Origin of the sequence: Nocardia cyriacigeorgica, from assembly GCF_005863245.1 — a bacterium.
Taxonomy (GTDB): domain Bacteria; phylum Actinomycetota; class Actinomycetes; order Mycobacteriales; family Mycobacteriaceae; genus Nocardia; species Nocardia cyriacigeorgica_C.
Map to the genome: position 1 here is coordinate 50,225 of NZ_VBUT01000002.1, position 12,485 is coordinate 62,709.

A 12,485-nucleotide genomic window follows, 5' to 3' on the forward strand; every position below is an offset into this window, starting at 1 on the left:
GGCCACAATCGAGGGAGTTCTGCCATGACGACGGAGACGGTGCTCGGCACGTTCCGCCGGAACTTTCGTGACACTACACTGTCGGCAATCGAAACACTGGGGCGATCGGTGGCGCTCGCACTGGAGTCGCTCACCGTGGCCTGTCGCGATGTGGTCGCTGTGCGCTATCCGGTGTCGGACACCCTGCGGCAGGTCTGGTACCTGATCACCGTCACCGCGATCCCGGCCGTTCTCATGGCCGTTCCGTTCGGGGTGGTGGTCTCGGTTCAGGTGGGCAACCTGATTCACCAGCTCGGTGCCGACTCTCTGCTCGGCGCCGCCGGCGGTCTCGGCGTCATCCAACAGGGGGCACCATTGGCCACCGGCTTGCTGCTCGGCGGTGCCGGCGCCGCCACCATCGCCGCCGACCTGGGCGCGCGGACCGTGCGTGAGGAGATCGAGGCGCTGTCCACGATGGGCATCAGCCCGGTGCAACGGCTGGTCGTGCCCCGCATGGTGGCGATGTTGTTCGTCGCGCCGCTACTCAATGTGCTGATCATCTTCGTCGGAGTGCTGTCGGGCTACGCCGTCGCCACCGCCGCACAAGGGGTGACACCGGGCAGTTACTGGGCCACGTTCGGTTCGTTCGCCACGCTGGCCGACGTGGCGATATCCATGGTCAAGGCCATGATCTTCGGATTCATCGTGGTGGTCATCGCCTGCCAGCGCGGGCTGGAGGCGCGGGGCGGGCCGCGCGGCGTCGCCGACGGAGTCAATGCCGCGGTGGTGCTCTCGGTGCTGGCCATCGCCGTGGTCAATGTCGGCATCACCCAGCTGGTGACGATGTTCCTGCCCACGAAGGTGGCATGATGGCGGCCCCGTACGCTCCGTTCGGGCTGCGCCGGCTGACCCGTCTTCCCGGCGCCGTGCTCGCCCCGGTGGAAGCCACCGGCTTCGTGCTCGGCTTCATCGTTCAGGTGCTGGCCTCGATCCCGACCACGCTGCGCAGATACCGCCCGCAGACGATGCGGATGATCACCGATATGACCTGGGGCAGGGGTTCGGTGATCGTCGGGGGAGGCACGGTGCCGGTTCTGGTGGTGCTCGGCATCGCGATCGGCGCGGGCGTCGGCATCCAGGGGTTCGCGGCGCTCAACCTCGTCGGTATGGGGCCGCTCACCGGCGTGGTCTCGGCCTTCGCCAACACTCGTGAACTCGCGCCGATCGCGGCGGCGGTGGGCTTCGCGGCCCAAGCGGGCTGCCGGATGACCGCCGAGATCGGATCGATGAGGATTTCCGAGGAGATCGACGCGATCGAATCGCTGGGCCTGAAGTCCGTACCGTTCGTGGTGACCACCCGATTGATCGCCGGCGCGGTCACCGTCGTGCCCACCTTCCTCATCGCCCTATTGCTGAGCTACTTCGCCTGCACGGCGGTGGTTGTGGTGGTGCACGGACAGTCACCGGGTGTCTACGACCACTACTTCTACCAATTCGTCAATCTGAACGACATCATGGTGGCGACGCTGAAAATGCTGGTGTTCAGTGTCGCGGTCATCCTGATCCATTGTTATCAAGGGTTTTTCGCGACCGGTGGGCCGGAGGGCGTCGGCGTCGCCAGTGGGCGCGCTGTGCGGGCGAGCTTCATCGCCATCATCACCCTCGACATGGTGCTCACGCTCCTGTTCTGGGGTGTCAATTCGTCGATCACGTTCTCGGGGTGATACGTGCCGAACTACGGGTTACCAGGTGTGACCACCAGCAGGCGCGGTGCGCTGGCGACTGGTGTAGTCGTCCTCATCGTCGCATCGGTCGCCGCGCTCGTCCGGTTCACCGGCGAGCCGGAGCCGGATCCGCGCGTGATGAGCTTTCACCTTCGCGCCGATCAGATCGGCGACGGTGTCTCCCCCGGTACCGGGGTACGACGCCACGGCGTACGGATCGGCGAGGTCAGCGCAGTCGACAGTGCGGCAGGCATGGCGCCGACGATCACCCTGGAGGTCGATCGCGCCCAGCTCGCCGGGCTGACGGACAGTCTCGAGGTCGAATATGCCCCGACCAACCTCTTCGGCATCAGCGACGTCGTCCTGCGCGACAGCACCGGTGGAACACCGCTGCGCGACGACGTCACTGTCGATCTGCGCGGGACCGATCGCGTCACCGATGTCACGATGGGCACACTGTTGCGCTCGCTGTCGGACACCGCACTGACCGTCCTGACGCCGGAGCTGACCGCGCTGCTGTCCACCCTCGGTACCGATATCCGGGCATTCACGCCCCTGATCGAAGCGATGATCGGGGCCGGTCGCGCGATCGCGGACACGCAACGCTACCCGGCCTCGTTCCTGGTGGGGCAGTACGCGCAGTTCTTCAGCGGCGTCGCATCGTTCGCCGACGGATTCATCAAACTCATCGACCACATCTACGGGATCGATGTCCTGCGAAACGATCGTGAACGCTTCGACATCGGCGTCGGACTCGTCGTCGACCAGCTGTTTCCGGCGATCACCACGCTGGGTGGGGTAGCTCGTGAGGGGTTGGGCGGCTACGCCGACGTATTGGCCTCGGTGCTGGGGCAGCTGGCGAGCACTGTGCCCGATCCGGCTCGTTCACACGCCGATCTCGCCGAGCTGCTGGACCGCCTCCAGCGGACCTTCCGCACCACCCCGGACGGGCCTGTCGTCGGCCTGGATGTGGTACTGCGCGGGATTCCGGGGCTGTCGGTGCCACTGTTGGGCGGGGCGGTCCCGCCGGCGCCGCCGATCGGAGGGACCAAGTGACATCGCTGCGAGGCGTTGTGGTGCGGGTGACGGTGTTCGTCGTCCTCATCGTGGTGCTGCTGGCCGGTATCGTCATCGCCATCAAACGGCCGGTGCCAGGCCCGACCGTCGGCTATCACGCGGAATTCACCGACGCCAGCGGGCTGCGGGTCGGTGACGATGTCAGGATGTCGGGCGTCGCTGTCGGCAAGGTCACCAGGATCGACCTGGCCGGCTCACGTGCCGAGGTGGATTTCACGGTGCAGCAGGATCATCCTCCGATGCAGGCCAGCGTCTTGGCCATCCGCTACCAGAACCTGACCGGACAGCGGTACATCGATATCAAGCAACCCGACCGGGCCGGCCCCGAGCTCCCCGAGGGTGCGACGGTCGGTGTCGACCACACCATCCCGTCCTTCGACATCACCGCACTGTTCAACGGGATGGAGCCGGTGCTGGCGGAGTTCTCACCGGACGCGCTGAATCAGTTCCTGCGCAGTGCGATCGCGGTGATCGAGGGTGACGGGGGAGCGGTCGGCTCGACATTGGACGCGATCCAGAAGCTGTCGGCCTATGTCACCGACCGGCAGGCGGTGATCTCGGTGCTGCTGCGCAACTTCCAGCGCCTGTCCGAACAGCTCGGCGGCAAGTCCCCGGAAACGGCGACCCTGATCAAGGGCATCGCCGACGTGTTCATCAACCTGCAGAAGCAGTTCGTCGGGTTGATGGAGTTCGTGACGCACGGTCCGTCGGTGCTCGGCCCGCTCAACAACCTGCTCGCCGCACTGGGCTTCACCGAGCCCGACAACCCGGACTTGCAGAACGACCTGCGGTTGCTGTTTCCCGATCCGCAAACCACCGCGGACCTGCTCGACCGGCTACCCGGGCTGCTGCAATCCCTGGCCGCCCTGGTGCCCGCACCGGGCAACCACATCGATCCGATCTGCAGTAAAGGAGCGGCCGCGAAGGTACCCGAGCCCATCCAGACCCTGATCGCCGGACAAAGGATTGCGCTATGCAACGGCTGAGGCGAATATGGCGCGCGGTCACCTCGCTGCGCTACGGAACCGACACCGACCCGCGGACCCAACGCCTGCTCGGGGTGACAGGCCTGCTCGCAGCCGCTATCGTCCTGGCCGCCAGCGCGGTGATCTACGTGGTGCCGTTGGGAAAGAACACCTACAGCGCTTTCCTGCCGGACGCGGGCTCCATCCGCGCCGGTGACGACGTGCGGATCGCCGGCATCTCGGTGGGCGAGGTCCGCGGACTCGAACTGACCGACGATGCCGTCCGGATGAGCTTCACGGTACGAGACGATGTCTTCGTCGGCGACCAGACCACCCTCGATATCCGGATGCTCACCCCGATCGGTGGTCATTACATCGCACTGACCCCCGGCGGCACCGAGCGACTCGGAGCCGAGCCCCTGCCCGCCGCCCAGGTGCGCTTGCCGTACTCGCTCATGGAGGCCATGCAGGACGCCCGCCGCCCGATCGCGGGAATCGACGGCGACACCCTGCGCCGCAGCATGTCCGACCTGAGCGCCGCGCTGACCGCGAGCCCGGCGTCGGTCTCGACGCTGACCGACGCGCTGTCGACCATGGTCGGGATGCTCGACCGTCAGCATCGTGACGTGCAACAGGCCCTGGCCGTCGCCGACGAGTACCTTGCTGTCCTGCGCGACACACGCCGGGTGATCGGCGACATGCTCGACAAGATCGGACTGATGGAGACCCAGGTGCTCGCTCGCCGCGGCGAGGTCCTCGAAGCGCTCAGGATCGCCTCCGAATTCTTCGCCCGCCTTGCCGCGGTCGAACCGGCTTGGCGGACAACGCTGGAACCGTTGGCCGACAAACTCGTTGCCGCGGTTCCGCAGTTACAGGACCTCGGTGCGCGGCTGGCAGCGGTCGCGGGCGATCTGGCCGCGGCCGCGGACCGGCTGCGTGGGCTGGCGGGGCCACAAGGGATCACTGTGGACCAGTCCGGGTCGACCGTGCAGGCCTATCCGATCTGTGTCCCTGTTCCGGGCCGGGGGTGCTGATGCTGCATCGTCTGGTCGGATCGCGAGCGTTCCTGTCGATTCTCGGCGTCGCGGTCGTCTGCCTGCTCTTGGCCGTAGCGGGCGTGGTCTACCTGCGGCCTTTCGACAAACGCATCGACTACTGCGCGACGATGCCCGATGCGATCGGTCTCTACGTCGGCAACGACGTGACCCTGCGAGGCATCAAGGTCGGGTCGGTGACCGGCATCAGCAACGAGTCCGGTGCGGTGCGCGTGCGATTCACCATGGATGCCGACCATCCACTGCGCGGCAAGGTCGCCGCCGCGACGGTGTCGGACACCCTGGTCGCGGATCGTCGGCTGGCTGTCCTCAGCGGAACGGGTCCGGAATGGAACCCCGACGAGTGCATCACCGAGACCGCGACTCCCAAGAGCATCACCCAGACTCTCGACGCGCTGGCCGAACTCGCCGACCAACTCGACGGCGGCGGCGACCCCGCACAGCGCGGCCGCATCGGCGCCGCGATCCAGGCATTCGACACCGCCACAGCCGGACTGGGTCCGCAGCTCAACGACATCATCACCCAGCTCGCCGCCGCTCTGCGGAACCCCGACACCACCGTCGCCCGGATCGGGTCACTCATCGATTCGCTGTCCACCCTCGCCCACAGCGTGGCCGGCGGATGGGGGAATCTGCGGGTGATGCTCGACGGCCTCGCGCCGGTGCTGCAGCTGGTCAACAACGTGTGGGACCAGGTGGTCACCATCGTCGAATCCATCGTCGTGCTCTTGCCACTGTTGAACGACATCACCACCAAATACGGCGGCCCGATCATGGACCTGCTCGACCGCACGGTGCCGTTGCTGGATCTGGCGGCCGCCAATGTCGGGACCCTGCAGAAGCTGATCGACATGATCCCGGTCGTCACCGGCGCTTTTCGATCGGTGACCGACCCCGAGTCGGGGCGGGTGATGATGTCCTACGCACCCCCGAAAGTCGCGCTGGCGCAACCAGAGGCAGCCCAGATCTGTGCGGCGATCAACGCGGTGGCACCCGGCCGCTGTGCGAACGCAGGCGACGGGCTGGCCGCGATCGACCTCACGACGCTGGTCTCCGGTCTGCTAGGAGGAGCCCGATGAGCAAGCGCGGCAATCGGATTCGCTGGGCAGTTGCGTCGGCATTCAGCATCGTGATGGTCTTGACCGGATGCGGAATCGATCCGGCCCGGCTGTCCCTGCCCGGCGCCGGTATCGACGGACCGACCTATCCCATCCACATCGAATTCGCCAACGCCCTCAACCTGCCGTCGGGCGCCCGCGTCATGGCCAACGGCGCCGAGGTGGGACGACTCGTCGGCGTCGTGCTCGAGGATCCGACGGCCACGGCGCCGGGATCGGTGCGGGCCGACATCGAGATCGACGAAGCGGTCGCCCTTCCCACCACCACGACCGCTCAGCTGCGCCAGGACACCATCCTCGGTGACATCTACATCGGCCTCGATCTCCCGACGACCGAACCGGCGACAGCGAAACTCGCTCCCGGCGCCACGATTCCCATCACCCAGACCCAGCCCGCCCTGCAGGTCGAGGACGTCCTCGCCGGCCTGGCCACCTTCGTCTCCGGCGGTGCACTGCGTTCGGCCCAGGAGATCGTCGAAAACCTCAACGCCGCCCTGCCCGACGACCCCGCCGAAACCCAGCGGATCGCGGGCATGCTGTCGGCGAACCTGGTCGATCTCGCGGCCAACCAGCACGAGATCGACGCGTTCATCGCGTCGATGGGCGCGAACACCCGGACAGTCCTCGACAACACCGCCGCGCTCGACCGAATGCTCACACCGCAGGGCGTCGTCGACATCACCGAGATCGCGCAGTCGCTGATCCACGTCGTCGGCGTGATCGGCGCCCTCGGTGACATCGTGCAAGCGCTCACCTGGATCGCGCCACTGGCCGAACAAGGCAATGCCGCGGCACGGGCATTCGTGCCCATGCTGCTCAACCCGGGGCGTCCGCTGAATCTGTCGGCGCCGTCGAATCTGGTGCGGCTGACGGAGTTCCTGCGCGAGAAATTGATCCCTTGGGCGGAGAGCCCGAGGGTCGACATCCACGGCGTCCGCATCGAACCTGCGTCCGGACCGGCCATGTCGGCCGACGACCAGGTCGATCAGATCGTCGCCACCCTGCGCATGATCGGAATCGTTCGATGAGACTGCCCAAACCAGGTTCGATCGCCTCTTCAGCCGCGATCGCCCTGGTGGCGATCGTCAGCACGAGTTATCTGCTCTTCGATGTCGCCCGCGTCGACTGGTTCCGCCAGCCGACCCGGGCAATGATGGTGATTCCCGATGCGGCAAACCTCGTCCCGCGATCACCGATACTGCTCTCCGGTGTGCGAGTCGGCCAGGTGACCGCGGTCGACAGCGTGGCCGAGGGCGTCGAAGTCCGCTTCGACATCGACCACGGCCGCCGAGTTCCGGCGGACAGCACCGTGGTCATCGAAGCGCTGTCGGCGCTGAGCGAGCCGTACATCAACTTCCAGACGAGCACCGGTGCCGGTCCCTACATCGAAGACGGCGCAGTGCTGCGCGCGCAGTCGATCACGACGCCGAAGTCGATTCCCGAACTCGCTCGAACGGTGACGGCATTGCTGCGGCAACTGGATCCGACGGCAATCGCCTCGATCATCGGCACCTTCTCCGAGGCGTTCGAGGGCACCGAGACGGTATTGCCCGAGATCACGCACGCGGCCGACCTGCTTGCCGCGACCCTGATCTCGCGCGCACCACAGGTGCGGTCACTGCTGGCCGATGCCCAGGTGCCTGGCCCGGACGTCGCTGTGGCCGGGCAGCAGATGAGTGAAGCAGGCCCGCAATGGGGTGAATTCGGCGTCAAGGTCAGCGAGGTCGTCGACTCCCTCGAGGTGTTGCTCAACGCCCGTCCGGTGCCCGAGGCCTACACCACTGGCGACGGTTTGCTGCCCTACCTGGACGAGATCACCGACTACGTCGATCGGATCGGGCCCGATCTGAAGGAGCTGTTCCCGGTGCTCGGTCCACTGATGCGGCGTGCCGGCGACAGCCTGCAGACCGTGGACCTGTCGGCGCTGATCGCGCAGGCGCTGCATTCGGTGGCCCCGGACGGCACGGTGCGCCTCGAGGTCACTGTCAAGTAGCCGTAGCGACAGTGGGATAGCCACAATTTGGGGATTGCATCAATATTCGAATAGCAATACTATTTGCAAATGGCTGAATCGGAGAAGAGCGCAGGTTTCAGGTCGATCCTGCGCAGACAGTACGATGCGGTAGCACCGGTCGATGACAGCGTTTTCGACACTGCCGCACTGGTTTTCACTATCGAACGCATCATCGACGCGCCTCGGCACGCGGTGTGGACAGCGATCGACGACGATCGTGCCTGGAGCTGGCTGCCTTTCCCGGGCGTCGGTGTTCGTTATGACTCACCCGCGCGCGGCGTGGGCGTCGTACGCGAGATGGGATCGGTGTTCGGCATCTGGCGTGCGCTGTGGGTCGAACGTGAGCGGTTCTGGCGCTACGAACCGCACCGGCGCATCACCTTCGGTGTGGTGAGCGGAAGCTGGATTCAATATCTGCTGGTTCGTCAGTACGCCGAAGACATGGTCTTCACCGAGGTCGGCGCCAATCAGACCAAGATCATCTGGACTACGGCGGTCACGCCCCGCCTGCCGTTTCGGTTCGCGGTCTGGTTTCCCCCGTTGTGGCGAGCGGCGTACCGGCTCGGCGGCATCGGCCCGCTGTTCAGTCGACGAGTCCGCGAGGTCGCGAGCCTCGAGACATCTCCATCGTCATCGATCAGTACGAATGGATCGTCCCCGGCCCGGCGGGGCACCGAGAAAGCTGGAAAGGGCACGAAGTGACTCAGACCAATGGAGCCGGGAAGGCGCCCGCAGCCATCCTCGAGCAGCCGCAGCACGAAGTCGTCGTCATCGGCGCGGGCATCGGCGGGATCTGCGCCGGGGTGAAACTCCAGGAAATCGGGATCGACGACTTTCTCATCGTCGACCGCATAGGTGGGCTGGGCGGCACATGGTACACCCATAGCTACCCCGACGCCGGATGTGATATCCCCAGCACGACATACCAGTTCTCGTTTGCCCGTAAACCGGACTGGGACCGATTCTTCGCCAAACGCGACCAGATCCTCGAATACCTCGAGGAGGTCGCCGCCGACTACGACCTGCCACGCCGAATGCGCTTCCACACCACCGTGGTTCGAGAGGAATGGGACGACCTCAACGCGCTCTGGCGGCTGCACCTGGAATCCGGGGAGCCGATCACCGCACGATTCGTGATCAGCGCCGTCGGCGCCTACATCAATCCGAAGACCGAACCGAACATCCCCGGTCTCGACTCGTTCACCGGGGTGTCGATGCATCCGGCGACGTGGAACCACGAATACGACTTCGCCGGCAAGCGGGTGGCCATCATCGGGGTCGGGGCGAGCACCATGCAGATCGCCCCCAAGCTCGCCGAGCAGGTCGAGCGCCTCGACATCTACCAGCGCACCCCGCAGGTCTACCTGCCCAAGCCGGACTTCGTCCTACGGCCCTGGATGCAACAGTTTCTCGCCCTGCCCGGCGGTTCCGCGGTAGTCAACGGATTCGCCCAGATCGTCATCGACACGCTGTTGCGGGTCGCGGTTTTCACCCCGACGCCGATCTGGAAGGCCGCCGCACGCTTGATAGACGCTCTCGGCCGCAACGCCTACGCACGCTGGGTGCGCTACAAGGTCGAAGACGAGCAGATCCGCAAACAGCTGCGTCCCGGCTTCGGCATCGTGTGTATCCGAGGCGGCGCCGGCGGTGACTACCTGCCCACCCTCAATCGTGACAACGTCGAACTGCTCACCGCGGGTATTGCCGAGATCACCCCGAACGGAATCCGCGACGCACAGGGTGTGGAGCGCGAAATCGATGCCCTGGTACTGGCAACAGGCTATGAGGTCTTCTCCGACCCGGAGAGCTACAAACCGGGAACCGTCATCGGCCGTGACGGCTTCGACCTCGGGGTCTACTACAACACCGAGGAGCTCAAGGCTTACTACAGCACCGCGGTCGCCGGCCTCCCGAACCGGTTCATCATGGTCGGCCCGTACTCCTGGACCGGAACCGCATTCCACTACTTTGTCGAGAACGCGATGCGCCACATCGCGACCGTGATCGACGAGACCCGACGCCGCGGAGCGATCGCCGTGGAAGTCAAGTCGCAGGCACAGGAACGATTCCACCAGGAGATGCTCCGCAGCGGCAGGAACCTGGCGTACTACCTGGAGACACGGTGCGAAGGTTCCAACACCTACTTCGTCAACTCCCAGGGCAAGTCGCCCTACATCCGGCCCTGGTCTCTGCTGAAGACCTATCGCAAGGCCACCCGCTTCGACAGAGACGACTACAGCTACCGCACGGCTGGTGACGCAGCCGCGGTGAAGGGCCGGATGGAGATGGAAGCCCCTCGCTGTTGAGCCAGGGTACGGCGCACCCTTGCGCATAGGCCCGGAACAGCGAACGATTGACTGTGCGGTGGCTGCCGTGGCGGGCCGAACGCGACGACGCGTCCCAGTGGACAACGACACGTCGGCACCGTCGCAGACAAGGAGGACGCCATGTCCACCATCACCCGCAAGAACTTCGATGCACCCGAGGAGACCAGACCCTTCGAGCAGGGTAAGGGCAAGCTCGATCTCGTAGAGCTCGACAGCGGCCCGGTGGGCCGGGCGGTGTTCGAGCCCGGCTGGCAGTGGTCGCTGCACGTCAAACCGATCGCCGGAACCGACAGTTGCCAGGCACCCCACATGGGTTATTGCCTGTCCGGTCGGATGGTGGTCCGTATGGACGACGGCGAGCAGCAAGAATTCGGGCCGGGAGATCTGATGGTGGTTCCGCCCGGCCATGACGCGTGGGTCGTCGGCGACGAGGCCTGCGTCATGCTCGACTGGCAGGGCGTCGCCGACTACGCCAAGCGCTAGTCCTACCGCGCCAGGGCATGATCCGGAAATACCCCAGGTAATCCCCGGCCCCATGAGCTGATACCCCAGCCGGGGTTGTGCGAGCCCAGGCGCGCACAACCCCGAGCGGCTTCGCCGTCACACAACGAGGGCAGCGGCGATCTTCGCTGCGATCGCCGTGACAGCGGGAGCCGGTGCCTTCGCGGAGCGCGTCGCGGCCTCGATGGCGACCAGGATGGTGTCACGGAAGTTCGCTGCTTCACCGGGCTGGTCGGCCAGGAGCGCCATTGCCGCGGTGAGGGCTGGCAGCACGTGATCGGCGAGCTCGGCGACGGTCTTGCCCGGCAGCCGGATATCGCGGGACTTGGCCGAGAGCACATGTCCGGTGAGGCCGGTCGCGGAGGTGAGGGCGGTGGTGCCCTGAGCGACGGCCTTATGCGGGGCACCGGCGGCGGCGAGGAGGGAGACGGCGCCGTAGGCGGCGGTCCGCATGGTGGCCTTGTCCTGGTCGGTCAGAGCGATGGTGGTGGTCATGTCGTGTTCCTCATTTCGCTAGTGGCCCTGAGTGTTCGGGGCCGTTTCGTTCGATGAACACACTTTCTCCGGCCGTCCTGACACGGAACTGACGCCGTCCTGACAGCCGCGCTGACACGGCAGCGGCATCACTCGGGAGGCGTGGCGGGGCTGCCGAATCCCCCGACCGGTGGAAGAGTGACCCGATGACGCGCACCGAGTACTACGACGACCCAGCCGCCCCGAGCCGAACAGTCTCGTTGTCGCGGCCTCCGCCGTGGTGTGCGACGACGAAGGTCGCATCCTGTTGCAGCGGCGCGCCGACAGCGGCTTGTGGGCGTTGCCCGGTGGTGCGATGGAGATGACCGAGAGCCTCCCCGGCTGCGCTGTACGGGAGGTCAAGGAAGAAACCGGGCTGGACATCGAAATCACCGGCCTGGTCGGCACTTACACCGACCCGCGCCACATCATCGCTTACAGCGACGGCGAGGTTCGACGACAGTTCAATGTGTGCTTCCTGGCTCGGGTGGTCGGGGGTGAGCTCGCCATCTCCGACGAATCCACCGAACTACGGTTCGTCGACCCCGCCGAGCTGGACAACCTCGACATGCACCACACGCAGCGGCTCAGGCTGAACCACTACCTGGAGGGGAGGCGCGAGCCGTACCTTGGCTGAAGTATCACCGCGAGCGGCCGGATGACTTTGTTGTAGTGCTCCCGCGCCGGCTGCTGCGGCCGCCCCAACGGGACGGCCGCAGCAGCAGCTACAACGCGAGCAGCGCCCGCCGCCCGGCATGCGAATCAGCAAGTGGGCGAACCGCGATGCGCATCAGCGCCAATGCGTTGTCGTCGCCCGCGATGCGGTTCGCGCGGACGGCGCCGCAGGCCAGGCAGTGGTGGATCAGCGCCCACTCGCCGCTGTCGCGTACCGAGACGCTGATCGCCTGCATCCGGCCGCCGCAGGATTCGGCCCTGTCGCCGGGGCGCCGGCTGTCGACGTGCCTGCTGGTCAGGCATTGCGGACAGTGATTGCGATGTGCGGTACCCGGTGCCGCCAGTGGCACATCGAATCGGCAATGCAGACAGCGGAACGTACCGGCGGATCCGGTGTGGGTTGTGTGTAGCACATCCTTGGTGCGCTGCCGGCGTGGTCGCGGGGTGTTTCTTCGCGGCATCACCATGTCCACACAGCTCGCTGAATACTTCGAGCGGGAAGGGTGGTTCGGCGAGTGGGCGCACGGCCAGACGCAT

At 66.0% G+C, this 12,485-nt stretch carries 13 protein-coding genes and 1 pseudogene; 12 read left to right on the plus strand and 2 right to left on the minus strand.

Annotation, left to right across the window (positions count from 1 at the left end):
* Nucleotides 1-24 precede the first annotated feature (24 nt).
* The 11 genes from FEK34_RS03500 (at nt 25) to FEK34_RS03550 (ending at nt 10,742) form a co-directional block, all read left to right on the plus strand.
* Nucleotides 25-849 carry an ABC transporter permease gene (locus FEK34_RS03500; protein ID WP_138446430.1) on the plus strand — a complete coding sequence of 275 codons (825 nt, stop codon included), beginning with the start codon at nt 25-27 and terminating at the stop codon, nt 847-849.
* The gene (locus FEK34_RS03505) at nt 846-1,703 is read left to right on the plus strand and encodes an ABC transporter permease (RefSeq protein ID WP_138446431.1); all 858 of its coding nucleotides are present in this window, start codon (nt 846-848) and stop codon (nt 1,701-1,703) included. The genes FEK34_RS03500 and FEK34_RS03505 overlap by 4 nt, the downstream gene beginning before the upstream one ends.
* Before the next feature lie 27 nt (nt 1,704-1,730).
* The gene (locus FEK34_RS03510; protein ID WP_138446432.1) at nt 1,731-2,759 is read left to right on the plus strand and encodes a mammalian cell entry protein; all 1,029 of its coding nucleotides are present in this window, start codon (nt 1,731-1,733) and stop codon (nt 2,757-2,759) included.
* Nucleotides 2,756-3,766, plus strand: a complete 1,011-nt coding sequence (locus FEK34_RS03515) for an MlaD family protein (protein ID WP_138446433.1) — start codon at nt 2,756-2,758, stop codon at nt 3,764-3,766. Before FEK34_RS03510 ends, FEK34_RS03515 begins: the two co-directional genes overlap by 4 nt.
* A complete protein-coding gene (locus FEK34_RS03520) occupies nt 3,754-4,779 on the plus strand; it encodes an MlaD family protein (protein WP_138446434.1) in 1,026 nt (341 codons plus the stop codon). The genes FEK34_RS03515 and FEK34_RS03520 overlap by 13 nt, the downstream gene beginning before the upstream one ends.
* Nucleotides 4,779-5,879 carry an MlaD family protein gene (locus tag FEK34_RS03525; protein WP_138446435.1) on the plus strand — a complete coding sequence of 367 codons (1,101 nt, stop codon included), beginning with the start codon at nt 4,779-4,781 and terminating at the stop codon, nt 5,877-5,879. Before FEK34_RS03520 ends, FEK34_RS03525 begins: the two co-directional genes overlap by 1 nt.
* Nucleotides 5,876-6,946, plus strand: coding sequence for an MlaD family protein (locus tag FEK34_RS03530; protein WP_249358774.1), 1,071 nt, complete (start codon nt 5,876-5,878; stop codon nt 6,944-6,946). The genes FEK34_RS03525 and FEK34_RS03530 overlap by 4 nt, the downstream gene beginning before the upstream one ends.
* Nucleotides 6,943-7,911: an MlaD family protein gene (locus tag FEK34_RS03535; RefSeq protein WP_138446436.1), complete on the plus strand. Its 969-nt coding sequence runs from the start codon at nt 6,943-6,945 to the stop codon at nt 7,909-7,911. Before FEK34_RS03530 ends, FEK34_RS03535 begins: the two co-directional genes overlap by 4 nt.
* 69 nt (nt 7,912-7,980) lie before the next feature.
* The gene (locus FEK34_RS03540; protein WP_138446437.1) at nt 7,981-8,634 is read left to right on the plus strand and encodes an SRPBCC family protein; all 654 of its coding nucleotides are present in this window, start codon (nt 7,981-7,983) and stop codon (nt 8,632-8,634) included.
* Entirely contained in the window at nt 8,631-10,238 is a 1,608-nt protein-coding gene (locus tag FEK34_RS03545) for a flavin-containing monooxygenase (RefSeq protein WP_249358775.1), read from the plus strand. The genes FEK34_RS03540 and FEK34_RS03545 overlap by 4 nt, the downstream gene beginning before the upstream one ends.
* Before the next feature lie 141 nt (nt 10,239-10,379).
* Entirely contained in the window at nt 10,380-10,742 is a 363-nt protein-coding gene (locus FEK34_RS03550; RefSeq protein WP_138446438.1) for a cupin domain-containing protein, read from the plus strand.
* Nucleotides 10,743-10,859: 117 nt separating this feature from the next.
* On the opposite strand, the gene FEK34_RS03555 is transcribed toward FEK34_RS03550, so the two are convergent.
* Nucleotides 10,860-11,255 carry a hypothetical protein gene (locus FEK34_RS03555; RefSeq protein ID WP_138446439.1) on the minus strand — a complete coding sequence of 132 codons (396 nt, stop codon included), beginning with the start codon at nt 11,253-11,255 and terminating at the stop codon, nt 10,860-10,862.
* A 185-nt stretch (nt 11,256-11,440) separates the two neighbouring features.
* Between FEK34_RS03555 and FEK34_RS03560 the strand changes: the two are divergent.
* Nucleotides 11,441-11,910 (plus strand): annotated as a pseudogene (locus tag FEK34_RS03560) (NUDIX hydrolase).
* An 88-nt stretch (nt 11,911-11,998) separates the two neighbouring features.
* Here FEK34_RS03560 and FEK34_RS03565 read toward each other — a convergent pair.
* Complete coding sequence (locus FEK34_RS03565; RefSeq protein WP_349292402.1) at nt 11,999-12,415, minus strand: RNHCP domain-containing protein; 417 nt, start codon at nt 12,413-12,415, stop codon at nt 11,999-12,001.
* Nucleotides 12,416-12,485: the final 70 nt, after the last annotated feature.